General features: G+C 62.9%; 18 protein-coding genes and 3 tRNA genes. 14 read left to right on the top strand and 7 right to left on the bottom strand.

Annotated elements, in window-relative coordinates; translation table 11 throughout:
• The 5 genes from PTT45_RS14765 to PTT45_RS14745 are packed head-to-tail and all read left to right on the top strand — an operon-like array spanning position 1 to position 4,847.
• A complete protein-coding gene (locus PTT45_RS14765; RefSeq protein WP_273814196.1) occupies positions 1-1,098 on the top strand; it encodes an ABC transporter ATP-binding protein in 1,098 nt (365 codons plus the stop codon).
• Entirely contained in the window at positions 1,095-1,961 is an 867-nt protein-coding gene (locus PTT45_RS14760; protein WP_273814195.1) for a carbohydrate ABC transporter permease, read from the top strand. The genes PTT45_RS14765 and PTT45_RS14760 overlap by 4 nt, the downstream gene beginning before the upstream one ends.
• Positions 1,962-1,971: 10 nt before the next feature.
• A complete protein-coding gene (locus PTT45_RS14755; protein ID WP_273814194.1) occupies positions 1,972-2,772 on the top strand; it encodes a carbohydrate ABC transporter permease in 801 nt (266 codons plus the stop codon).
• A 12-nt stretch (positions 2,773-2,784) separates the two neighbouring features.
• Positions 2,785-3,057 (top strand): DUF2160 domain-containing protein, encoded by a 273-nt coding sequence (locus PTT45_RS14750; RefSeq protein WP_273814193.1) that lies wholly within the window; start codon positions 2,785-2,787, stop codon positions 3,055-3,057.
• 50 nt (positions 3,058-3,107) lie between these two features.
• Positions 3,108-4,847: an ABC transporter substrate-binding protein gene (locus tag PTT45_RS14745; RefSeq protein WP_273814192.1), complete on the top strand. Its 1,740-nt coding sequence runs from the start codon at positions 3,108-3,110 to the stop codon at positions 4,845-4,847.
• Positions 4,848-4,908: 61 nt separating this feature from the next.
• Here the strand turns inward: PTT45_RS14745 and folD are convergent, their stop codons facing one another.
• Complete coding sequence (folD, locus tag PTT45_RS14740; RefSeq protein WP_273814191.1) at positions 4,909-5,763, bottom strand: bifunctional methylenetetrahydrofolate dehydrogenase/methenyltetrahydrofolate cyclohydrolase FolD; 855 nt, start codon at positions 5,761-5,763, stop codon at positions 4,909-4,911.
• A gap of 260 nt (positions 5,764-6,023) precedes the next feature.
• Here folD and PTT45_RS14735 point away from each other — a divergent pair.
• From PTT45_RS14735 to PTT45_RS14695, 9 genes are all read left to right on the top strand, one after another.
• Positions 6,024-6,100: transfer RNA gene (locus PTT45_RS14735), tRNA-Arg, on the top strand.
• Positions 6,101-6,131: 31 nt separating this feature from the next.
• Positions 6,132-6,207, top strand: a tRNA-His gene (locus PTT45_RS14730).
• A 55-nt stretch (positions 6,208-6,262) separates the two neighbouring features.
• Positions 6,263-6,347 (top strand) — tRNA-Leu (locus PTT45_RS14725).
• A 146-nt stretch (positions 6,348-6,493) separates the two neighbouring features.
• A complete protein-coding gene (tig, locus tag PTT45_RS14720; protein ID WP_273814190.1) occupies positions 6,494-7,804 on the top strand; it encodes a trigger factor in 1,311 nt (436 codons plus the stop codon).
• 92 nt (positions 7,805-7,896) lie between these two features.
• Entirely contained in the window at positions 7,897-8,538 is a 642-nt protein-coding gene (gene clpP, locus PTT45_RS14715; RefSeq protein ID WP_043306864.1) for an ATP-dependent Clp endopeptidase proteolytic subunit ClpP, read from the top strand.
• A gap of 108 nt (positions 8,539-8,646) precedes the next feature.
• Positions 8,647-9,927: an ATP-dependent Clp protease ATP-binding subunit ClpX gene (clpX, locus tag PTT45_RS14710; RefSeq protein ID WP_043306865.1), complete on the top strand. Its 1,281-nt coding sequence runs from the start codon at positions 8,647-8,649 to the stop codon at positions 9,925-9,927.
• A 143-nt stretch (positions 9,928-10,070) separates the two neighbouring features.
• On the top strand, positions 10,071-12,467 hold the full coding sequence (gene lon / locus PTT45_RS14705; protein ID WP_273814188.1) for an endopeptidase La: 2,397 nt from the start codon (positions 10,071-10,073) through the stop codon (positions 12,465-12,467).
• Positions 12,468-12,603: 136 nt separating this feature from the next.
• Positions 12,604-12,876, top strand: coding sequence for a nucleoid-associated protein HU-beta (gene hupB, locus PTT45_RS14700; protein ID WP_003087931.1), 273 nt, complete (start codon positions 12,604-12,606; stop codon positions 12,874-12,876).
• 170 nt (positions 12,877-13,046) lie between these two features.
• Positions 13,047-14,903, top strand: a complete 1,857-nt coding sequence (locus PTT45_RS14695; protein WP_273814175.1) for a SurA N-terminal domain-containing protein — start codon at positions 13,047-13,049, stop codon at positions 14,901-14,903.
• Between the two features lie 102 nt (positions 14,904-15,005).
• Here the strand turns inward: PTT45_RS14695 and fabI are convergent, their stop codons facing one another.
• Genes fabI through PTT45_RS14665 form a run of 6 tightly spaced genes read right to left on the bottom strand, consistent with a single transcriptional unit; the run spans position 15,006 to position 23,202 of the window.
• Entirely contained in the window at positions 15,006-15,800 is a 795-nt protein-coding gene (fabI, locus tag PTT45_RS14690; protein ID WP_273814174.1) for an enoyl-ACP reductase FabI, read from the bottom strand.
• A 21-nt stretch (positions 15,801-15,821) separates the two neighbouring features.
• Positions 15,822-17,435, bottom strand: a complete 1,614-nt coding sequence (locus PTT45_RS14685; protein ID WP_273814172.1) for an ABC transporter ATP-binding protein — start codon at positions 17,433-17,435, stop codon at positions 15,822-15,824.
• 1 nt (position 17,436) lies between these two features.
• The gene (locus tag PTT45_RS14680; RefSeq protein ID WP_273814171.1) at positions 17,437-18,456 is read right to left on the bottom strand and encodes an ABC transporter permease; all 1,020 of its coding nucleotides are present in this window, start codon (positions 18,454-18,456) and stop codon (positions 17,437-17,439) included.
• A gap of 2 nt (positions 18,457-18,458) precedes the next feature.
• Positions 18,459-19,544 carry a microcin C ABC transporter permease YejB gene (locus tag PTT45_RS14675; RefSeq protein WP_273814169.1) on the bottom strand — a complete coding sequence of 362 codons (1,086 nt, stop codon included), beginning with the start codon at positions 19,542-19,544 and terminating at the stop codon, positions 18,459-18,461.
• Positions 19,544-21,376, bottom strand: a complete 1,833-nt coding sequence (locus PTT45_RS14670) for an extracellular solute-binding protein (RefSeq protein WP_273814167.1) — start codon at positions 21,374-21,376, stop codon at positions 19,544-19,546. Before PTT45_RS14670 ends, PTT45_RS14675 begins: the two co-directional genes overlap by 1 nt.
• Positions 21,373-23,202 carry an extracellular solute-binding protein gene (locus PTT45_RS14665; RefSeq protein ID WP_273814166.1) on the bottom strand — a complete coding sequence of 610 codons (1,830 nt, stop codon included), beginning with the start codon at positions 23,200-23,202 and terminating at the stop codon, positions 21,373-21,375. The genes PTT45_RS14670 and PTT45_RS14665 overlap by 4 nt, the downstream gene beginning before the upstream one ends.
• Positions 23,203-23,252 lie beyond the last annotated feature (50 nt).

Genomic DNA, 23,252 nt, shown 5'->3' with positions numbered 1-23,252 from the left:
ATGGCAGAAATACGCCTGCAGAACCTGGCCCACAGCTACAGCGCGCAGCCGAGCGGGGCGGACGACTACGCCATCCGCGAGATGACCCATGTCTGGGAGCAGGGCGGCGCCTATGCGCTGCTCGGCCCGTCTGGCTGCGGCAAGTCGACCCTGCTCAACATCATTTCCGGGCTGCTCAGCCCGTCCGAGGGGCAGGTACTGTTCGACATGCGCGAGGTCAACGACCTGTCGCCGCAGGAGCGCAACATCGCCCAGGTTTTCCAGTTCCCAGTGGTGTACGACACCATGACGGTGTTCGACAATCTGGCCTTCCCGCTGCGCAACCAGGGCCTGGCGGAGTCGCGCGTGACCAGCAAGGTGCACGAGATCGCCGAGGTGCTGGACCTGCACCCGCTGCTGCACAAGAAGGCGCGCAACCTCACCGCCGACGAGAAGCAGAAGGTCTCCATGGGCCGCGGCCTGGTACGCGACGACGTGTCGGCGATCCTCTTCGACGAGCCGCTGACGGTGATCGACCCGCACCTGAAGTGGAAGCTGCGGCGCAAGCTCAAGCAGATCCACGAGCAGTTCAACATCACCATGGTCTACGTCACCCACGATCAGTTGGAGGCCTCGACCTTCGCCGACAAGATCGCGGTGATGTACGGCGGTCAGATCGTCCAGTTCGGTACCCCGCGCGAGCTGTTCGAGCGGCCCAAACACACCTTCGTCGGCTTCTTCATCGGCAGCCCGGGAATGAACCTGATCGAGGTCACGCCCTACGCTGGCGGCGTGTGCTTCGGCCAGACCCGTGTGCCGCTGGCGCCGGCGCTGTGCCAGCGCCTGGCCGAGCTGGGTGGGCGGCCGCTGAAGCTGGGCATCCGCCCGGAGTTCGTGCATGTCAGCGACGAGCCGTTCGTCGATGCCCTGCGTGGCGAGGTGCGCCATGTCGAGGACCTGGGCACCTACAAGATCCTCACCCTGGAGCTGGACGGCGTGACGCTCAAGGCGCGCCTGCAGGAAGACCTGCCGGTGCCGCACAAGGTGGCCTACATCGGCTTCCCGTCCCAGTGGCTGATGCTCTACGCCGACGACGTGCTGGTGGAGGTGCGGGCATGAACAAGGTGATCAACAACAAGGCCTGGTGGCTGGTGCTGCCGGTGTTCCTGCTGGTGGCGTTCAGCGCCATCCTGCCGATGATGACGGTGGTCAACTACTCGGTGCAGGACATCTTCGACGCCAGCACGCGCACCTTCGTTGGTGTCGAGTGGTACCAGCAGGTGCTGCAGGACGAGCGCCTGCATGACTCGCTGCTGCGCCAGTTCATCTTCTCCGCCTGCGTGTTGCTGATCGAGATTCCGCTCGGCATCGCCATCGCCCTGTGCATGCCGACCAAGGGTCGCTGGGCCTCGGCCTGCCTGATCATCATGGCCATTCCGCTGCTGATCCCGTGGAACGTGATCGGCACCATCTGGCAGATCTTCGGTCGCGCCGATATCGGCCTGCTGGGCTGGACCCTGAGCAAGCTGGGCATCAGCTACAACTACGCGGCCAACACCATGGATGCCTGGGTCACGGTGCTGGTGATGGACGTGTGGCACTGGACCTCGCTGGTGGCGCTGCTGTGCTACTCGGGCCTGCGCGCCATTCCCGACGTGTACTACCAGGCCGCGCGCATCGACCGCGCATCGAGCTGGGCGGTGTTCCGCCACATCCAGCTGCCGAAGATGAAGAGCGTGCTGCTGATCGCCGTGATGCTGCGCTTCATGGACAGCTTCATGATCTACACCGAGCCCTTCGTGCTCACCGGCGGCGGGCCGGGCAACGCCACCACCTTCCTCAGCCAGACGCTGACCAAGATGGCGGTGGGGCAGTTCGACCTGGGGCCGGCGGCGGCGTTCTCGCTGGTGTACTTCCTGATCATCCTGCTGGTGTCCTGGGCGTTCTACACGGCCATGACCCACAACGACCAGAAGAGCTGAGGAGCCCGCCATGACCATTCGCAAAACCCTGGCGTTGCTGCTCTACATCCTGTTCCTGCTGGTGCCGATCTACTGGCTGCTGAACATGTCGTTCAAGAGCAATACCGAAATCCTCGGCGGCCTGAGCCTGTGGCCGCAGGATTTCACCCTGGCCAACTACAAGGTGATCTTCACCGACCCCAGTTGGTACAACGGCTACCTCAACTCGCTGTACTACGTGTGCCTGAACACCGTCATCTCGCTGCTGGTGGCGCTGCCGGCGGCCTATGCGTTCTCGCGCTACCGCTTCCTCGGTGACAAGCACCTGTTCTTCTGGCTGCTGACCAATCGCATGGCGCCACCGGCGGTGTTCCTCCTGCCGTTCTTCCAGCTGTACTCGTCGATCGGCCTGTTCGACACCCACATCGCCGTGGCCCTGGCCCACTGCCTGTTCAACGTGCCGCTGGCGGTGTGGATCCTCGAAGGCTTCATGTCCGGGGTGCCGAAGGAGATCGACGAGACGGCCTACATCGACGGCTACAGCTTCCCCAAGTTCTTCGTGAAGATCTTCATCCCGTTGATCGGCCCCGGCATCGGCGTCACGGCGTTCTTCTGCTTCATGTTCTCGTGGGTCGAGCTGCTGCTGGCGCGCACCCTGACCTCGGTGAACGCCAAGCCGATCGTGGCGGTGATGACGCGCACCGTGTCGGCCTCCGGCATCGACTGGGGCGTGCTGGCGGCGGCGGGGGTGCTGACCATCCTGCCGGGCATGCTGGTGATCTGGTTCGTCCGTAACCACGTGGCCAAGGGCTTCGCCCTGGGCCGGGTCTGAGGAGATACGACTATGGAATGGATGGCCTGGACTCCGGTTACGGCGGCCTTCTTCGGTGGTATCGCGCTGCTGCTGGTGGGCATGACGGTATGGGAAATCCGCTCGCCCTGCGTCGAGCGCAGGGGCTTTCTGCCGATCGTCACCACCCGCGGTGATCGGCTGTTCATCGGTTTGCTCGGCAGCGCCTACCTGCACCTGCTGGTGGTGGGCGCGACCGACTGGAGCACCTGGATAGCCTCGGCGCTGTCCGTTGTGTGGTTACTGGTGGTGATGCGTTGGGGCTGACCGGCTGCCTGTCGTTCCGGTCGGTTTTCTATTCAAGCAAGGAGGAGTCTATGTTCGACAACAACTACAAGACCCGACATAGCATGGCGCTCGCGGCCCTGCTGACGTTGTCCGGATTGAGCGGCGCGGCCTGGGCCGACGCCTATGAAGAGGCGGCGAAAAAGTGGATCGACAGCGAGTTCTCGCCGTCCACCCTGACCAAGGAGCAGCAGCTCGCCGAGCTGAAGTGGTTCATCAAGGCGGCCGAGCCGTTCCGCGGCATGGAGATCAACGTCGCCTCCGAGACCATCGCCACCCATGAGTACGAGGCCAAGGTCCTGGCCAAGGCCTTCAGCGAGATCACCGGGATCAAGCTCACCCACGACCTGATGCAGGAAGGCGACGTGGTGGAGAAGCTGCAGACCCAGATGCAGTCCGGCAAGAACATCTATGACGGCTGGGTCAACGACTCGGACCTGATCGGCACCCACTTCCGCTACGGCAAGGCAGTGGCGATCAGCGACATGATCGCCAACGAGGGCAAGGACTTCACTTCGCCGACCCTCGATCTGAACGACTTTATCGGCATTTCCTTCACCACCGGGCCGGACAAAAAGCTCTACCAGCTGCCCGACCAGCAGTTCGCCAACCTCTATTGGTTCCGCGCCGATTGGTTCGAGAAGCCTGAGCTGAAGGCCAAGTTCAAGGAAATCTACGGCTACGAGCTGGGAGTGCCGGTCAACTGGTCGGCCTACGAGGACATCGCTCAGTTCTTCACCGAGCACGTCAAGGAAATCGACGGCAAGCGCGTCTACGGCCACATGGACTACGGCAAGAAGGACCCGTCGCTGGGCTGGCGCTTCACCGACGCCTGGTTCTCCATGGCTGGCGGCGGCGACAAGGGCCTGCCCAACGGCCTGCCGGTGGACGAGTGGGGCATTCGCGTCGAGGGCTGCCGCCCGGTGGGTTCCAGCGTCGCCCGTGGTGGCGATACCAACGGTCCGGCGGCGGTCTACGCCACCACCAAGTACGTCGACTGGATGCGCCAGTACGCGCCGCCGGAAGCCCAGGGCATGACCTTCTCCGAGGCTGGCCCGGTACCGGCGCAAGGCAACATCGCCCAGCAGATCTTCTGGTACACCGCGTTCACCGCGGACATGACCAAGCCGGGGCTGGCCGTGGTCAACGAGGACGGCACGCCGAAGTGGCGCATGGCGCCGTCGCCCAAGGGGCCGTACTGGGAGGAGGGCATGAAGCTCGGCTACCAGGACACCGGTTCCTGGACCTTCCTCAAATCCACCCCGGAGAAGCAGCGCCTGGCGGCCTGGCTGTACGCGCAGTTCGTCACCGCCAAGACCGTTTCGCTGAAGAAGACTCTGGTCGGCCTGACGCCGATTCGTGAGTCGGATATCAACTCCCAGGCGATGACCGAGGCCGCGCCCAAGCTCGGTGGTCTGGTGGAGTTCTACCGCAGCCCGGCACGGGTGCAGTGGACGCCCACCGGCACCAACGTGCCGGACTACCCGCGCCTGGCGCAGCTGTGGTGGCAGTTCATCGCCGAGGCGGCGAGTGGCGACAAGACCCCGCAGGAGGCCCTGGATGGTCTGGCCGCGGCTCAGGACAGCATGATGGCCCGTATCGAGCGCTCCGGCGTGCAGGGTGATTGCGGTCCGAAACTCAACGAGGAGAAGGACCCGCAGTACTGGTTGGATCAGCCAGGTGCACCCAAGCCGAAGCTGGCAAACGAGAAGCCGAAAGGCGAGACCGTGAGCTACGACGAGCTGGTGAAGTCCTGGCAGAAAGCCCAGTAGTAAGAGCTGTGGCGGAAACGAAAACGGCGCCTGAGGGCGCCGTTTTTCATTGCCGGAAGGCTTACGCGTGCAGGTTGTCCGCAGCGTACAGGGTGTTCTCCAGCAGGCAGGCGCGAGTCATCGGGCCGACGCCACCCGGTACCGGGGTGATCCAGCCGGCGCGCTCGGCGGCCACGTCGTATTCCACGTCGCCCAGCAGCTTGCCATCGGCCTGGCGGTTGATGCCGACGTCGATGACGATGGCGCCCGGCTTGACCCACTCACCCTTGACCAGACCGGTCTTGCCGGCGGCCGCGACCACGATGTCGGCCTGGGCCACATGGCCGGCCAGATCCTTGGTGAAGCGGTGGGTGACGGTCACGGTGCAGCCGGCCAGCAGCAGCTCGAGGGCCATCGGCCGGCCGACGATGTTGGACGCGCCCACGATCACGGCGTGTTGGCCGTGCAGGTCGACGCCGGTGCTTTCCAGCAGGGTCATGATCCCTTTCGGCGTGCAGGAACGCAGCAGCGGCATGCGCTGGGACAGGCGGCCGACGTTGAACGGGTGGAAACCGTCGACGTCCTTGTCCGGGTTGATGCGCTCGAGCAGCTGCGAGGCATCCAGGTGGGCGGGCAGGGGCAGCTGCACCAGGATGCCGTCGATGGCGTTGTCACGGTTGAGCTGGTCGATCAGGCCGAGCAGCTCGCCTTGAGTAGTAGTGGCAGGCAGGTCATGAGCCACGGAAACGAAGCCGACTTCCTCACAGTCCTTGCGCTTGTGCGAGACGTATACCTGGGACGCCGGGTCGCTGCCGACCAGAATCACGGCCAGGCCAGGAGCGCGCAGGCCTTGCTGGCGGCGCTCGGCGACACGTTTGGCGATATCCTGGCGGAGGTTGGCGGCGATGGATTTACCGTCGATCAGTTTTGCGGTCATGACGCGTGCTTAACCATGGGGAAGGGGGGAGAAAAGGTCGCGCATTCTCGCATGGGTGGCCGGTGGGGCAAAGGCGCAAGCGTCGCGCTTTCCTGTAACTCCTTTATCCAGCAGGATTTTTTTCATTTTCGTGTTGACGCATTCGAATCCCCTCTATAAGATTCGCCCCGCTTGTCGAGCACAGCCAGCCGCTGGGTAAGATGGCAACGACCGGTAGCGGTTGGAGCTGTAGCTTAGAAGTCTGTTCCGCGGATGATTAAGTGCCCGTAGCTCAGCTGGATAGAGCATCCGCCTTCTAAGCGGATGGTCGCAGGTTCGAGTCCTGCCGGGTGCGCCATTGGCGGATCAGGCACAAGCAACGCAATATGGTGGGCGTAGCTCAGTTGGTAGAGCACAGGATTGTGGCTCCTGGTGTCGTGGGTTCGATTCCCATCGTCCACCCCATATTCGAGAAAACGCCAGGCCCAAAGCCTGGCGTTTTCGTTTCAAGCGTTACCACGCGGACGTGGTGAAATTGGTAGACACACCAGATTTAGGTTCTGGCGCCGCAAGGTGTGAGAGTTCGAGTCTCTCCGTCCGCACCATCTTTTCTTTGTAATCCCTCCTTATATATCCCGCCGTTTCTTGCTCGTTTTGCGCAGGTGACTTCTGCTATTCGAGCCACTAGAATGCTCGCCTTTGATTCTGGGGCCGGAACGCCCGGCTTATGTCTGTGCAACGAGGAATATCCATGCAAGTTTCTGTTGAAAGCACCTCCGCTCTCGAGCGCCGCATGACCATCGGCGTGCCGGCCGAGCGCATCGAGACCGAAGTGACCAAGCGCCTGCAGCAGACTGCCCGCCGCGCCAAGGTACCGGGCTTCCGTCCCGGCAAGGTGCCGATGAACGTCATTCGCCAGCGTTACGAAGACACTGCCCGTCAGGAAGCTCTGGGCGACCTGATCCAGGCCACCTTCTACGAGGCCATCGTCGAGCAGAAGCTGAATCCGGCCGGTGCTCCGTCCGTCGAGCCGAAAGCCTTCGAGAAGGGCAAGGACCTCGAGTACGTTGCTACTTTCGAAGTCTTCCCGGAAATCCAGCTGGCTGGCTTCGATGGCATCGCCATCGAGCGCCTGCAGGCTGACGTGAACGACGCCGACGTCGACAACATGCTGGAAATCCTGCGTAAGCAGAACACCCGCTTCGAAGCTGTCGAGCGTGCCGCCGAGAATGGCGACCAGCTGAACATCGACTTCGTCGGCAAGATCGACGGCGAAGCCTTCGCTGGTGGCAGCGCCAAGGGCACTCCGCTGGTGCTGGGTTCCGGTCGCATGATCCCAGGCTTTGAAGAGGCTCTGGTTGGCGTCAAGGCTGGCGAAGAGCGCGTGATCAATCCGACCTTCCCGGCTGACTATCAGAACCTGGATCTGGCCGGTAAGACCGCTGAATTCACCGTGACCGTCAACAGCGTCTCCGCTCCGCAGCTGCCGGAACTGAACGACGACTTCTTCGCCCTGTTCGGCATCAAGGAAGGCGGTCTGGAAGGTTTCCGCGCCGAAGTTCGCAAGAACATGGATCGCGAACTGCGTCAGGCCATCAAATCCAAGGTGAAGAACCAGGTAATGGAAGGTCTGCTGGCCGCCAACCCGGTTGAAGTGCCGAAGGCTCTGATCGGCAACGAAGTGAACCGTCTGCGTGTGCAGGCCGTTCAGCAGTTTGGTGGCAACATCAAGCCTGACCAACTGCCAGCTGAGCTGTTCGAAGAGCAGGCCAAGCGTCGTGTGGTGCTGGGTCTGATCGTTGCTGAAGTGGTCAAGCAGAGCGAACTGAAGGCCGACGAAGCCCGCGTTCGCGAGCTGATCGAGGAAATGGCTTCTGCTTACCAAGAGCCGCAGCAGGTTGTGGCCTGGTACTACAAGAACGACCAGCAGCTGAACGAAGTGCGTTCGGTTGTACTGGAAGAACAAGTTGTAGATACTGTTCTGCAGAAGGCCAAAGTGACCGATAAAGCGGTCTCCTACGAAGAAGCGGTCAAGCCGGCGGAAGCCCCGCAAGCAGCCTGATCCCTCGCCTCGTTCGAGCACAACCATAAGCCAGCCTTCGTGCTGGCTTATGCGTCTTTAGAGACATGACTATTAGGGAGAGATCGCTAGACATGTCGCACAACTCTTTCATGAACACCATGCCAGACATCCAAGCCGCCGGTGGCCTCGTGCCGATGGTGATCGAGCAGTCCGCCCGTGGCGAGCGCGCCTACGACATCTACTCCCGCCTGCTGAAGGAGCGAGTGATCTTCCTGGTTGGCCAGGTCGAGGACTACATGGCCAACCTGGTCGTGGCTCAGCTGCTGTTCCTTGAAGCCGAGAACCCGGACAAGGACATCCACCTGTACATCAACTCGCCGGGCGGTTCGGTGACTGCCGGTATGTCGATCTACGACACCATGCAGTTCATCAAGCCCGACGTGTCGACCATCTGCATCGGCCAGGCCTGCAGCATGGGTGCTCTGCTGCTGGCTGGCGGTGCCGCTGGCAAGCGCTACTGCCTGCCGCATTCGCGCATGATGATCCACCAGCCGCTGGGCGGCTTCCAGGGCCAGGCCTCGGATATCGAGATTCACGCCCGTGAGATCCTCACCATCCGCGAGCGCCTGAACAAGATTCTGGCCGATCACTGCAAGCAGCCGATCGACGTAATTGCCAAGGATACCGATCGCGACAACTTCATGAGCGGCGACGAGGCGGTCAAATACGGCCTCATCGATCAGGTTCTGAGCAAGCGCCAGCTGGCAGTCTGATCCGCGTTTGAGCGTAGCGGCCGGGTGAATCCGGCCGTCCCGCAGGGTTGAAAATGCCCGCAATTGCCTTCATCTTGTGTTTCATGCCTACCGTATTGGATCGATCTAATGACTGACACCCGCAACGGCGAGGATAACGGCAAGCTTCTTTATTGCTCCTTCTGCGGCAAAAGCCAGCACGAAGTGCGCAAGCTGATCGCCGGTCCCTCGGTCTTTATCTGCGACGAGTGCGTCGACCTGTGCAATGACATCATCCGCGAGGAGGTGCAGGAAGCCCAGGCCGAAAGCAGCGCGCACAAGTTGCCTGCGCCCAAAGAAATCAGCGGCATTCTGGATCAGTATGTGATCGGTCAGGAGCGCGCCAAGAAGGTGCTCTCCGTTGCCGTATACAACCACTACAAGCGTCTGAATCAGCGCGACAAGAAAGATGACGTCGAGCTCGGCAAGAGCAACATCCTGCTGATCGGTCCTACCGGTTCGGGCAAGACCCTGCTGGCCGAGACCCTGGCTCGCCTGCTCAATGTGCCGTTCACCATCGCCGACGCCACCACCCTGACCGAAGCCGGTTATGTGGGTGAGGACGTCGAGAACATCATCCAGAAGCTGCTGCAGAAGTGCGATTACGATGTCGAGAAGGCCCAGATGGGCATCGTCTACATCGACGAAATCGACAAGATCTCGCGCAAATCTGACAACCCGTCCATTACCCGCGACGTATCGGGTGAGGGCGTGCAGCAGGCTCTGCTGAAACTGATCGAAGGCACTGTCGCCTCGGTTCCGCCACAGGGTGGTCGCAAGCACCCGCAGCAGGAGTTCCTGCAGGTCGATACCCGCAACATTCTGTTCATCTGTGGTGGTGCATTCGCTGGTCTGGAGAAGGTCATTCAGGCTCGTTCCACCAAGGGCGGCATCGGCTTCAATGCCGAAGTGCGCAGCCCGGACCTGGGCAAGAAGGTTGGCGAGGCGCTGCGTGAGGTCGAGCCGGACGATCTGGTGAAGTTCGGTCTTATTCCGGAATTCGTCGGTCGTCTGCCGGTTATCGCGACTCTCGACGAGTTGGACGAGGCTGCGCTGATGCAGATACTCACCGAGCCGAAGAACGCGCTGACCAAGCAATACGCCAAGCTGTTCGAGATGGAAGGCGTCGACCTGGAGTTCCGTGCCGACGCGCTGAAGGCCGTGGCTCATCGTGCGCTTGAGCGCAAGACTGGTGCTCGTGGTCTGCGTTCGATCCTCGAAGGCGTGCTGCTCGACACCATGTACGAGATCCCCTCGCAGAGCGATGTCAGCAAGGTGGTGATCGACGAGAGTGTGATCGAGGGTTCTTCCAAGCCCCTGCTGATCTACGAAAACAGCGAGCCGCCAGCCAAGGCTGCACCAGACGCCTGACGTCTAACGCTGAAACAAAGGGCCCTGCGGGGCCCTTTGCTTTTCCGCCTTTCTCGCTTGTTTTTTCCTAGGGGTGGCCCCATCTTAGGGTCAAGGGTACTCCCGTCCGATTACGGCCGAATGGCCGCCGTAGAGCTGAAATCATGAAGACAACCATCGAATTGCCTCTCCTGCCGCTGCGTGATGTCGTGGTCTATCCACACATGGTCATCCCGCTGTTCGTCGGTCGCGAGAAGTCCATCGAGGCTCTGGAAGCCGCCATGGGGGGCGACAAGCAGATCCTCCTGCTGGCGCAGCGCAACCCCGCAGATGATGATCCGGGCGAAGACGCGTTGTATCGCATGGGAACTGTGGCCACCGTATTGCAGCTGCTCAAGCTGCCCGACGGTACTGTGAAGGTACTGGTAGAGGGCGAGCAGCGCGGTGCAGTGCAGAAGTTCATCGAAGTGGATGGTCATTGCCGTGCTGAGGTGCAACTGCTCGACGAGAGCGAAGTTGCCGAACGCGAGTCGGAAGTCTTTACCCGTAGTCTGTTGAGCCAGTTCGAACAGTATGTGCAGCTGGGCAAGAAGGTGCCGGCCGAGGTGCTGTCCTCGCTGAACAGCATCGATGAGCCAGCGCGCCTGGTCGACACCATGGCCGCGCACATGGTGCTGAAGATCGAGCAGAAGCAGGAAATCCTCGAGATCACCAGCCTGGCCGAGCGCGTCGAGCATGTGCTGGCGTTGCTGGATGCCGAGATCGACCTGCTGCAGGTCGAGAAGCGTATCCGTGGCCGGGTCAAGAAGCAGATGGAGCGCAGCCAGCGCGAGTACTACCTGAATGAGCAGATGAAGGCCATTCAGAAGGAGTTGGGCGACATCGACGAAGGCCACAACGAGATCGACGAGCTGAAGAAGCGCATCGAGAACGCCGGCCTGACCAAGGAGGCCCACGCCAAGGCCAATGCCGAGCTGAACAAGCTCAAGCAGATGTCGCCGATGTCGGCCGAGGCCACCGTGGTGCGCTCGTACATCGACTGGCTGACCAACGTGCCGTGGAAGGCCGAGAGCAAGGTGCGCTTGGACCTGACCAAGGCCGAGGACATCCTCGAGGCCGATCACTTCGGTCTGGAGGAGGTGAAGGAGCGCATCCTCGAGTATCTCGCCGTACAGAAACGGGTGAAGAAGCTCAAGGGGCCGGTACTCTGCCTGGTCGGTCCGCCTGGCGTGGGCAAGACCTCGCTGGCCGAATCCATTGCGCGTGCCACCAATCGCAAGTTCGTGCGCATGGCCCTGGGTGGCGTGCGTGACGAGGCCGAGATCCGCGGTCACCGCCGTACCTATATCGGCTCCATGCCTGGTCGCCTGATCCAGAAGCTGACCAAGGTTGGCGTGCGTAACCCGCTGTTCCTGCTCGACGAGATCGACAAGATGGGCAGCGACATGCGTGGCGACCCTGCCTCGGCGTTGCTCGAGGTGCTGGACCCGGAGCAGAACCACAACTTCAACGACCACTATCTGGAGGTCGATTACGACCTCTCGGACGTGATGTTCATCTGCACCGCCAACTCGATGAACATTCCCGGTCCGCTGCTGGATCGTATGGAAGTCATTCGTCTGCCGGGCTACACCGAGGACGAGAAGGTCAACATCGCCATCAAGTACCTCACGCCCAAGCAGGTGCAGGCCAACGGCCTGAAGAAGGGCGAGCTGGAGTTCGAAGAGGCGGCAATCCGCGACATCATTCGTTACTACACCCGCGAGGCCGGTGTGCGTAGCCTGGAGCGGCAGATTTCCAAGGTCTGCCGCAAGGCGGTCAAGGAGCATGCCAAGGAGAAGCGCATCAAGGTGCAGGTCACTCCGGATTCGCTGGAGCACTACCTGGGCGTGCGTCGCTATCGCCATGGCCTGGCCGAGCAGCAGGACCAGATCGGCCAGGTTACCGGGCTGGCCTGGACCCAGGTGGGTGGTGAGTTGCTGACCATCGAGACTGCGGTTGTCCCGGGCAAGGGCCAGTTGATCAAGACCGGCTCGCTTGGTGATGTGATGGCCGAGTCGATGACTGCTGCCCTGACCGTGGTGCGTAGCCGCTCCAAGAGCCTGGGGATTGCTCCGGACTTCCACGAGAAGCGCGACGTACACATCCACATGCCGGAAGGCGCCACGCCGAAGGACGGCCCGAGTGCCGGTATCGGCTTGTGCACCGCTCTGGTCTCGGCGCTGACGCAGATCCCGGTGCGGGCCGATGTTGCCATGACCGGCGAGATCACCCTGCGTGGGCAGGTGCTGGCGATTGGTGGCCTGAAGGAAAAACTCCTGGCCGCTCACCGTGGTGGAATCAAGACCGTGATCATCCCGGAAGAGAATGTCCGTGATCTCAAGGAAATTCCGGAGAATATTAAGCAGGACCTGACCATTAAGCCGGTTAAATGGATTGACGAGGTCCTGCAAATTGCGCTGCAATACGCCCCGGAGCCCTTGCCCGATGCGGCTCCCGAGATGGTTGCAAAGGATGACTCGCGCGAGACTGATTCCAAGGAGCGAATCAGCACGCATTAGCCGGGGGGCTTCCTTGACACTATTTTCGAGCCCTTGTTATAAAGCGGCTCCTATGTGTCGGCAGGCCCTTTCAGCACCCGCTTTGCTTACACCAAACAACTAAGAAACAACTCAACAGAAATAAGGGGACTTAAGAGTGAACAAGTCGGAACTGATTGATGCCATCGCCGCATCCGCTGATATCCCGAAAGCTGTTGCTGGCCGCGCGCTGGACGCAGTGATTGAATCCGTCACTGGCGCTCTGAAGGCTGGTGATTCCGTGGTGCTGGTTGGCTTCGGTACTTTCGCCGTTAAAGAGCGTGCTGCTCGTACCGGCCGCAACCCGCAGACTGGCAAGCCGATCAAGATCGCTGCTGCCAAGATCCCGGGCTTCAAAGCTGGCAAGGCTCTGAAAGACGCCGTCAACTAAGCGTCTCTCGGGCTTGGCCCTCGCCGGGCTGGGGTAACCCGACCCGGCACGGAGCTGCGAAAGCACTCCAACAGTTATGAGAAGGCGCATCCTCGGATGCGCCTTTCTTTTATCCGGATTTCATACCCACGCTGCATGGCTGCTTTCAGTGCTGGCGTTTCGGGGGAAGCATGCTGCAGAACATCAGGGACAACTCCCAGGGCTGGATCGCCAAGGCAATCATTGGCGTGATCGTCGTGCTGATGGCCCTTACCGGTTTCGACGCCATTATCCAGTCCACCAGCAACAGCCGTAACGCCGCCGAGGTCAATGGCGAAGATATCAGCCTGGACAGCCTCAACGCTGCGGTTGATATGCAGCGCCGTCAGCTGATCCAGCAGTTCGGCAAGGACTTCGATGCATCCCTGCTGGACGACAAGCTGCTGCGCAATGCCGCCCTCGACAGCCTGGTCGAGCGCACACTGCTGCTGCAGGGTGCCAAAGAGTCGGGCATGGACTTCTCCGATGCCTCGCTGGATCAACTGATCCTGCAGACCCCGGCCTTCCAGATCGACGGCAAGTTCAACTCCGCTCGCTTCGACCAGATCCTGCAGCAGCAGGGCATGACTCGCATGCAGTTCCGTGAGCGCCTGCGCCAGGACGTGCTGGTCAGCCAGCTGCAGGCCACCCTGGCCGGCAGCAACTTCGTCACCGATGCCGAGCTGCAGACCTTCGTCCAGCTGGACAGGCAGACCCGCGACTTTGCCAGCCACACCGTGGCGGCGGATGCCAAGGCGGTCGAGCTGAAGGACGACGAGATCAAGACCTACTACGACGCTCATCAGGACCAGTTCATGAGTCCCGAGCAGGTCGTGGTCGAGTATGTCGAGCTGACCAAGGAGCGTTTCTTCGCCGAGGCCAAGGCCAGCGATGAGGAGCTGCAGGCGCTGTACCAGAAGGAAGTGGCCAACCTGGCCGAGCAGCGCCGCGGCGCGCACATCCTGCTGGAAGTGAACGACAAGCTCAGCGACGAGCAGGCCAAGGCCAAGCTCGACGAAGTGGCTGAGCGCCTGAAGCAGGGCGAGGATTTCGCCAAGCTGGCCAAGGAAGTTTCCCAGGACCCGGGCTCCGCCAGCACGGGTGGTGATCTGGGCTTCGCTGGTCCGGGCGTATACGACCCCGAGTTCGAGCAGGCGCTGTACGCGCTGAAGAAGGGTGAGGTTTCCACGCCGGTACGCACCGCCTTCGGCTGGCACCTGATCAAGCTGCTGGACGTGCAAGCAGCCGAGGTGCCGAGCTTCGCCAGCCTGAAGGGCAAGCTGGAGCGCGACGTCAAGACGCAGCAGGTCGAGCAGCGCTTCGTCGAAGCAGCCAAGCAACTGGAGGAAGCCAGCTTCGAGGCTTCCGACCTGTCCCAGCCGGCTCAGGAACTGGGTCTGCAGGTGCAGACCAGCGGTGCCTTCGGTCGTGAGGGTGGCGAGGGCGTCGCTGCTAATCGTCAGGTGGTGCAGGCCGCGTTCAGCACCGAGGTGCTGGAAGACGGCGCTAACAGCGGTGCCATCGAGCTGGATCCGGACACCACTCTGGTGTTGCGCGTGAAGGAGCATAAGAAGCCCGCGCTGCTGCCGCTGGAGGAAGTTTCCGCCGGCATCCGCAACACCCTGGCGCAGAAGAAGGCCGGCGAAGTCGCCAAGGCCGATGGCGAGGCCCTGATGGCCGCCCTGCGCAAGGGCGAAGGCGACAGCAAGGACTGGAAGGTCGTGCAGGCCGCCGGCCGTAGCCAGGATGGTGTCGAGCCCGTGGTGCTGCAGGCGCTGTTCCGCATGAGCAAGCCTGGCGATGACGGCAAGCCGACCTTTGCTGGCGTCACGCTGAGCAACGGCGACTACGTGGTGCTGCGTCTGGATGGCATCGGCCAGGCCAAGGCCGAGCTGAGCGAGGAAGAGAAGACCAGCTACCGCCGCTTCCTGGCCTCGCGTGCCGGTCAGCAGGACTTCGCGGCCTACCGCAAGCATCTGCAAGAGCAGGCCGACATCGAGCGCTTCTGAGCCGGATCTGGTCTGATGAAAGGCCGCTGAGCGATCAGCGGCCTTTTTATTTGCGGCATAAAAAAGCCCGGCCTGTAGCCGGGCTTTTTATCGGCGCGAGGATCAGTCCTCGATGGCGCCCATGGCGGTAGTGTTGAAGCCGCCGTCGACGTAGAGGATCTCGCCGCTGATGCCCGAGGCCAGGTCGGAGCAGAGGAAGGCGCCGGCGTTGCCGACTTCCTCGATGGTCACGTTACGGCGCAGCGGGGTCTGCTTCTCGTTGGCGGCGAGCATCTTGCGGAAGCTCTTGATGCCGCTGGCGGCCAGGGTGCGGATCGGGCCGGCGGAGATGGCATTGACGCGGGTGCCTTCCGGACCGAGGCTGCCGGCCAGGTAGCGTACACCGGCCTCCAGGCTGGCCTTGGCCATGCCCATCACGTTGTAGTTGGGCATGGTGCGCTCGGCGCCCAGGTAGGAGAGGGTGAGGATGCTGCCGCCTCTGCCCTGCATCAGCTCGCGACCGGCCTTGGCCAGAGCCACCAGGCTGTACGCGCTGATGTCGTGGGCGATCTTGAAGCCGTCGCGGGTGGTGACGGCGGTGAAGTCGCCATCCAGCTGGTCGCCCGGGGCGAAGCCAACGGAGTGGACGATGCAGTCCAGGCCGTCCCACTTCTTGCTCAGCTCCTCGAAGACCTTGGCGATCTCGTCGTCATTGGCTACGTCGCAGGGGAAGCACAACTCGGGGTTGGAGCCCCAGCCAGCGGCGAACTCTTCGACGCGGCCCTTGAGCTTGTCGTTCTGGTAGGTGAAGGCGAGCTCGGCGCCCTCGCGGTGCATGGCGGCGGCGATGCCCGAGGCGATCGACAGTTTGCTGGCCACGCCAACGATCAGTACGCGCTTACCGGCGAGAAAACCCATGTGCGTCATTCCTCTTTTCAGTTAGTCGGCGGTTGCCGGAGCCATGAATGCGGCTTCCAGCAACTGCTGGGTATAAGGGTGCTGTGGAGCGGAGAACACTGTCTCGGCTGGCCCCTGCTCAACCACCTTGCCCTGTTTCACCACCATCAGCTGGTGGCTAAGGGCCCTGACCACCGCCAGGTCATGGCTGATGAACAGGTAGGTCAGGTTGTACTTGGCCTGCAACGAGCGCAGGAGTTCCACTACTTGGCGCTGTACCGTGCGGTCGAGCGCCGAAGTGGGCTCGTCCAGTAGTATCAGCGCCGGTTTCAGCACCAGTGCCCGGGCAATGGCAATCCTCTGCCGTTGCCCGCCGGAAAACTCATGGGGGTAGCGGAACCGGGTCTCCGGGTCCAATCCCACCTCCTTGAGCGCGTCGATGACGGCCTGTTCCTGCTCCTCCTCGCTGCCGATGCCGTGAATTCGCAGGCCCTCGCCGACGATCTGGCTCACGCACATGCGTGGGCTGAGACTGCCGAAGGGGTCCTGGAAGACCACCTGCATCTGCCGCCGCAGAGGCCTTACAGCCTGTTGCGACAGTCCATCCAGCGCCTGGCCCTGGAAGCGGATGGCGCCCTGGCTGCTGAGCAGCCGCAGGATCGCCATGCCGAGGGTGGACTTGCCGGAGCCGCTCTCGCCGACTATGCCCAGGGTCTGGCCCTGGGGCAGGCTGAAGTCGATTCCGTCCACCGCCTTCACATGATCGACCGTGCGCCGCAACACTCCCTTCTTGATCGGGAACCACACGCGCAGGTCGCCCACTTCCAGCAGCGGCGCGCCGGCGGGGTTGGCCGCAGGCATGCCGCTGGGCTCGGCGCCAAGCAGTTCCCGGGTATAGGGATGCTGCGGAGCGCGGAACAATTCATCACACGACGCCTGTTCGACGATGCAACCGCGCTGCATGACACATACGCGATGGGCGATTCGTCGCACCAGGTTGAGATCGTGGGTGATCAGCAGCAGGGCCATGCCCAGGCGGGCCTGCAATTCCTTGAGCAGATCGAGGATCTTCAGCTGCACGGTGACGTCCAGCGCGGTGGTCGGCTCGTCGGCGATCAGCAGCTCCGGCTCGTTGGCCAGGGCCATAGCGATCATCACCCGTTGACGCTGGCCGCCGGAAAGTTCGTGCGGAAAGGCCTTGAGGCGCTTGGCCGGTTCGGGGATGCCGACCAGTTCCAGCAGCTCGATGATCCGTGCCTGAGCGGCCTCGCCGGTCAGACCCTTGTGCCAGGCCAGTACCTCGCCGATCTGCTTGCCGATGCTGTGCAGCGGGTTGAGCGAGGTCATCGGCTCCTGAAACACCATGGCGATGCGGTTGCCGCGGATGCCGCGCAGCTTGTCCGGGGCCAGCTTGAGCAGGTCCTGGCCACCGTGCTGGATGCTGCCGGCCGGGTGGCGGGCCAGCGGGTAGGGCAGCAGGCGCAGGATGGAGTGGGCGGTGACAGACTTGCCCGAGCCGCTCTCGCCGACCAGGGCCAGGGTCTCGCCCTTGCGGATATCGAAGCTGATACCCTCGACCACCCGCACGGCCTTGTCGCCGGTGACGAACTCGACGGCCAGGTCGCGTACTTCGATGAGGTTGTTCTGCTCGGTCATCTCATTTCCTCGGGTCGAAGGCATCGCGGGCGGCTTCGCCGATGAACACCAGCAGGCTGAGCATCAGCGCCAGCACGGCGAAGGCGCTGATACCCAGCCAGGGCGCCTGCAGGTTGGCCTTGCCCTGGGCCACCAGCTCGCCCAGCGAGGGCTCGCCGGCCGGCAGGCCGAAGCCGAGGAAGTCCAGGGAGGTCAAGGTGCCGATGGCGCCGGTGAGGATGAAGGGCATGAAGGTCATGGTCGAGACCATGGCGTTGGGCAGGATGTGGTGGAACATGATGCCGCCGTTGCCCATGCCCAGTGCACGGGCCGCACGCACGTACTCCAGGTTGCGGCCGCGGAGGAATTCGGCGCGCACCACGTCGACCAGGCTCATCCAGGAGAACAGCAGCATGATGCCCAGCAGCCACCAGAAGTTGGGCTGCACGAAGCTGGCCAGGATGATCAGCAGGTAGAGCACCGGCAGGCCCGACCAGACCTCGAGGAAGCGCTGGCCGGCCAGGTCGACCCAGCCGCCGTAGTAGCCCTGCAGAGCGCCGGTGAATACGCCGATGATCGAACTGGCGATGGTCAGCGCCAGGGCGAACAGCACCGACACACGGAAGCCATAGATCACCCGCGCCAGCACGTCGCGGCCCTGGTCATCGGTGCCCAGCCAGTTCTGCGCCGAGGGCGGTGCCGGAGCGGGCACCTGCAGTTCGTAGTTGATGCTGGCGTAGTCGAAGGGGATCGGCGGCCAGACCATCCAGCCATCCTTCGCCGCGATCAGCTCCTGGATGTAGGGGCTCTTGTAGTTGGCCTGCAGTGGGAACTCGCCGCCGAAGGTGGTCTCCGGGTAGCGCTTGAGCACCGGGAAGTACCACTCGCCGTCGTAGCGCACGGCCAGCGGCTTGTCGTTGGCGATCAGCTCGGCGCCCAGGCTGAGGACGAACAGGGCGAGGAACAGCCACAGCGACCACCAGCCCCGGCGGTGGGCCTTGAACAGGGCGAAGCGGCGCTGGTTGAGCGGGGAGAGCGTCATTCTCAGTTCTCCCGGCTGTCGAAGTCGATGCGCGGATCGATCAGGGTGTACATCAGGTCGCTCACCAGCTTGGCCAGCAGGCCGAACAGAGAAAAGATGAACAGGGTGCCGAACACCACCGGGTAGTCGCGGTTGACGATCGACTCGAAGCCGAGCAAGCCGAGGCCATCGAGGGAGAAGATCACCTCGATCAGCATCGAGCCGGCGAAGAAGATGCCCAGCACCGCAGCCGGGAAACCGGCTACCACGATCAGCATGGCGTTGCGGAACACATGGCCGTAGAGCACGCGGCGGTCGGTCAGGCCCTTGGCGCGTGCGGTGGTCACGTACTGCTTGCCGATCTCGTCGAGGAAGCTGTTCTTGGTCAGCAGGGTGAGGGTGGCGAAGTTACCGATCACCAGCGCGGTCACCGGCAGGGCCAGGTGCCAGAAGTAGTCGAGGATCTTGCCGCCCAGGCTGAGTTCGTCGAAGTTGCCCGAGGTGAGCCCGCGCAAGGGGAACCAGTCCCAGTAGCTGCCGCCGGCGAACAGCACGATCAGCAGGATGGCGAAGAGGAACGCAGGGATGGCGTAGCCGACGATGATTGCCGAGCTGGTCCAGACGTCGAAGGCGCTACCGTGCCGGGTGGCCTTGGCGATGCCCAGAGGGATCGAGATCAGATAGGTGATCAGGGTGCCCCATAGTCCTAGGGAGATGGACACCGGCATCTTCTCCAGGATCAGGTCGACCACGCTGGCGTCACGGAAGAAGCTCTCGCCGAAATCCAGTCGGGCGTAGCTGCTGAGCATCAGCCAGAAACGCTCGGGGGCAGACTTGTCGAAGCCGTACATCTTCTCGATTTCTTCGATCAGTTTGGGGTCCAGGCCCTGCGAGCCGCGGTAGTTGGAGCCGGCTACCGCGACCTCGCCGCCACCGCCGGAGATGCGGCCGGTGGCGCCGCCGGCGGCCGCATCGAAACCTTCCAGCTTGGCGATCATCTGCTCCACCGGGCCGCCAGGTGCGGCCTGGACGATGATGAAGTTGATCAGCAGGATGCCGAGCAGAGTGGGGATGATCAGCAGCAGGCGACGGACGATGTAGGCCAGCATTACTGGGCTTCCTGCTTGGGTTCTTCGGTGGCGGGCTTGGCCTTCGGCGGATTCAGCGGGGTTTCTTCCCACCAGGTCATCAGGCCGTAGTCATACAGCGGCGTGACCTCGGGGCGGCCGAAGCGCTTCCAGTAGGCCACACGCCAGGTATCCACGTAATAGTTCGGCACCACGTAGTGGCCCCAGAGCAGGGCGCGGTCCAGGGCGCGGGCGTGGGTGATCAGCGATGCACGCGAGTCGGAGCGGATCAGACCGTCCACCAGTTGGTCGATGGCCGGGTCGCGCAGGCCCATCAGGTTGCGGCTGCCCGGGTTGTCGGCGCTGGCGGAGTGCCAGAATTCGCGCTGCTCGTTACCCGGCGAGGTGGATTGCGGCCAGATTGCCGAGGTCATGTCGAAGTCACGCGAGCGCAGGCGGTTGATGTACTGCGAGGTGTCGACGCGGCGGATCTGCAGGTCGATGCCCAGCTCGGCGAGGTTGCGCTTGAACGGCAGGATTACCCGTTCCAGGTTGGGCTGGAAGTTGAGGAACTCGAAGGCCAGCTGCTTGCCGTCCGGACCGATCATCTTGTCGTCTTCGATGCGGTAGCCGGCCTCGGTCAGCAGCTGGAAGGCCTTGCGGCTCTGTTCGCGGATGATGCCGCTGCCGTCGCTGACCGGTGGCTTGAACTCCTGGGTGAAGACTTCCGGCGGCAGCTTGTCGCGCAGCGGCTCGAGCAGTTTCAGCTCGGCCTCGGAGGGCAGGCCGGTGGCGGCCATCTCGGAGTTTTCGAAGTAGCTGTGGGTGCGTTTGTAGGCGCCGTAGAACAGCTGCTTGCTGGCCCACTCGAAGTTGAACAGCTCGGCGATGGCCTCGCGCACGCGGCGATCCTGGAACATCGGCCGACGCAGGTTGAACACATAGCCCTGCATGCCGGCCGGGTTGTGGTTGGGTATGGCCTGCATGGCGAACTTGCCGGCGCGCAGGGCCGGGCTGTCGTAGCCGGTATTCCAGTCTTTGGCCGAGTACTCGAGGTTGACGTCGAACTGCCCGGCCTTGAACGCTTCCAGGGCGACCTGGGTGTCACGGTAGTAGTCGACGCGGATGCGGTCGAAGTTGTACATGCCACGGGCGACCGGCAGGTCCTTGCCCCACCAGTCCTTGACCCGCTCGAACTCTACGCTGCTGCCCGGCGATACCTTGCCGATCTTGTAGGGGCCGCTGCCCAGTGGCGGTTCCAGGCCGCCTCGGCCGAAGTCGCGAGTGGCCCACCAGTGCTTGGGCAACACCTGGATCTGCCCGAGGATCAGCGGCAGCTCGCGGTTGTCCTTGTGCTTGAAGTCGAAGCGCACCCGCAGCTTGTCCTCGGCCACCACCTGCGCCACGTCGGCGTAGTAGTGCTGGTACATGGGGTCGCCTTTCTCCAGCAGGATGTTGAAGGTGAAGATCACATCCTCGGCGGTCACCGGGGTGCCGTCGTGAAAGCGCGCCTTGGGGTTGAGGATGAAACGCACGTAGCTGTTGTCCGGCGCCTTGTCGATTTTCTCGGCGAGCAGGCCGTATTCGGTGAAGGGTTCGTCCGGTGCGTGGTAGGTCAGGCTGTCATAGATCAGGCCGACACCCACCGGATTGCCCTTGGGGATAAAGGGGTTGAGGCTGTCGAAGCCACCGATGTCGCGCTGGCGCAGCAGCCCGCCCTTGGGCGCATCCGGATTGACGTAGTCGAAGTGCTGGAAGTTGGCCGGATACTTCGGCGCCTCGCCATACAGGGTGACGGCATGCCGGGGCTCGGCCTGGGCCAGGCCGCTCAGCATCAACAGGGCGGCGCCGAGGGTGCGCAGAGAAGGGGTCATCGAGCGGTCTCCGTGGGCTTCAGCCACCAGGCCCGCAGCCCCAGGGTGTAGGGCGGGGTGGTGACGAAGGCGAACCGATTGCGGTACGCCAGACGATGGTGATTGATGTACCAGTTGGGAATGCTGTAGTGCTGCCAGAGCAGGACCCGGTCCAGCGCCTTGCCGGCGGAAACCTGCTCCTCGCGGGTCTGTGCGGCGAGCAGTTTGTCGAGCAGGTCGTCGACCACCGGGTGGCGTACGCCCGCGTAGTTCTTGCTGCCCTTCACGCCGGCCTGGCTGGAGTGGAAATACAGCCACTGTTCCAGTCCGGGGCTGAGGCTCTGCGGCAGGGTCATGAGGATCATGTCGTAGTCGAACTGGTCGAGGCGCTGCTTGTACTGGGCGCGGTCCACCGTGCGCAGGCTGGCGCGGATGCCGATGCTGGCGAGGTTCTCGGTGTAGGGCTGGAGGATGCGCTCCAGGTTGGGGTTGACCAGCAGTATCTCGAAACGCAGTGGCTCGCCCTTGGCGTTGACCAGATGCTGGCCGGAAGGTTTCCAGCCGGCCTCGGCGAGCAGGCCGAGTGCCTTGCGCAGGGTTTCCCGCGGGATGCCACGGCCACTGGTGGCAGGCAGGGCGAAGGGCTCGGTGAACAGCTTGGCCGGCAGCTGCTTGCGGTAGGGCGACAGCAGCAACCACTCGTTGCCCTCCGGTATGCCGGCGGCGGTGAACTCGCTGTTGGGGTAGTAACTATTGCTGCGCGTGTAGGCGCTATTGAACAGCGCGCGGTTGGTCCATTCGAAGTCGAACATCAGCCCCAGGGCCTCGCGTACCTTGCGCTGGCCGAAGGTGTCGCGGCGGGTGTTCATGAACAGCGCCTGGGTCTGGGTAGGGATCTGGTGCGGAATCTCGGCGCGGATCACGTCGCCACGGGCGATGGCCGGGAAGCGATAGGCGTTGGCCCAGTTCTTCGCCTGGTGCTCGATATAGAAGTCGAACTCGCCTGCCTTGAAGGCTTCGAAGGCGACGCTGCTGTCGCGGTAGAACTCCACCTCGACCCGGTCGAAGTTGTACTTGCCACGGTTGACAGCCAGCTTTTCGCCCCACCAGTCCTTGACCCGCTCGAATACCAGGCGGCGCCCCGGCTCTACCTGGGTGATGCGGTAGGGGCCGCTGCCCAGCGGCACATCGAAGCTGGTGGCGCGGAAGTCGCGCTTCTTCCAGTAGTGCTGGGCCAGCACCGGCAGCTCGCCGAGGCGCAGGATCAGCAGCGGATTGCCGGCGCGCTTGAACACGAAGCGGATGCGGTGGCGATTGAGAATGTCGACCCGTTTGACCTCCTGCAGGTTGGTGCGGTACTGCGGGTGGCCATCCTTGATCAGGGTGCGGTAGGAGAAGGCGACGTCGTAGGCGGTGATCGGCTTGCCGTCGTGGAAGCGGGCTTCCTCACGCAGGTTGAACACCACCCAGCTGCGATCCTCGCTGTATTCCACGCTCTTGGCGATCAGCCCGTAGCTGGAGGCGGGTTCGTCGCCCGACGGGTCGTAGGCGCCGGTGCCGACCATCAACGGCTCGTTGAACTCGCTGACCCCGTACTGCAGGAAGTTGGGCGCTGCGGCCGGGCTGCTGCCCTTGAAGCTGTAGGGGTTGAGCGTGTCGAAGGTGCCGTACGCCATGACTCGCAGCGTGCCGCCCTTGGGTGCATCCGGGTTGACCCAGTCGAAGTGGGTGAAGCTGGCCGGGTACTTGAGCGCACCGAACTGGGCATAGCCATGGCTTTCGCTGAGGGTCGCGAAAGCGGGGAAACTCATGGCCAGGCCGAGGATCAGTGAGATCAGGGAGCGCATCGGGTGCGGGGTCCGGTCCATGGGGCTTCTGAGGGCATGTGTGAAGGCAG

The organism is Pseudomonas sp. Gutcm_11s, from assembly GCF_028649395.1.
Classification (GTDB): Bacteria; Pseudomonadota; Gammaproteobacteria; order Pseudomonadales; family Pseudomonadaceae; genus Aquipseudomonas.
This window is presented reverse-complemented; position numbering and strand designations above follow the sequence as displayed.

Coding starts and splice junctions, on each gene's coding strand:
- PTT45_RS14765 (WP_273814196.1), top strand. CDS start 1: ATGGCAGAAATACGCCTGCAGAACCTGGCCCACAGCTACAGCGCGCAG.
- PTT45_RS14760 (WP_273814195.1), top strand. CDS start 1,095: ATGAACAAGGTGATCAACAACAAGGCCTGGTGGCTGGTGCTGCCGGTG.
- PTT45_RS14755 (WP_273814194.1), top strand. CDS start 1,972: ATGACCATTCGCAAAACCCTGGCGTTGCTGCTCTACATCCTGTTCCTG.
- PTT45_RS14750 (WP_273814193.1), top strand. CDS start 2,785: ATGGAATGGATGGCCTGGACTCCGGTTACGGCGGCCTTCTTCGGTGGT.
- PTT45_RS14745 (WP_273814192.1), top strand. CDS start 3,108: ATGTTCGACAACAACTACAAGACCCGACATAGCATGGCGCTCGCGGCC.
- folD (WP_273814191.1), bottom strand. CDS start 5,763: ATGACCGCAAAACTGATCGACGGTAAATCCATCGCCGCCAACCTCCGC.
- tig (WP_273814190.1), top strand. CDS start 6,494: ATGCAAGTTTCTGTTGAAAGCACCTCCGCTCTCGAGCGCCGCATGACC.
- clpP (WP_043306864.1), top strand. CDS start 7,897: ATGTCGCACAACTCTTTCATGAACACCATGCCAGACATCCAAGCCGCC.
- clpX (WP_043306865.1), top strand. CDS start 8,647: ATGACTGACACCCGCAACGGCGAGGATAACGGCAAGCTTCTTTATTGC.
- lon (WP_273814188.1), top strand. CDS start 10,071: ATGAAGACAACCATCGAATTGCCTCTCCTGCCGCTGCGTGATGTCGTG.
- PTT45_RS14695 (WP_273814175.1), top strand. CDS start 13,047: ATGCTGCAGAACATCAGGGACAACTCCCAGGGCTGGATCGCCAAGGCA.
- fabI (WP_273814174.1), bottom strand. CDS start 15,800: ATGGGTTTTCTCGCCGGTAAGCGCGTACTGATCGTTGGCGTGGCCAGC.
- PTT45_RS14685 (WP_273814172.1), bottom strand. CDS start 17,435: ATGACCGAGCAGAACAACCTCATCGAAGTACGCGACCTGGCCGTCGAG.
- PTT45_RS14680 (WP_273814171.1), bottom strand. CDS start 18,456: ATGACGCTCTCCCCGCTCAACCAGCGCCGCTTCGCCCTGTTCAAGGCC.
- PTT45_RS14675 (WP_273814169.1), bottom strand. CDS start 19,544: ATGCTGGCCTACATCGTCCGTCGCCTGCTGCTGATCATCCCCACTCTG.
- PTT45_RS14670 (WP_273814167.1), bottom strand. CDS start 21,376: ATGACCCCTTCTCTGCGCACCCTCGGCGCCGCCCTGTTGATGCTGAGC.
- PTT45_RS14665 (WP_273814166.1), bottom strand. CDS start 23,202: ATGCGCTCCCTGATCTCACTGATCCTCGGCCTGGCCATGAGTTTCCCC.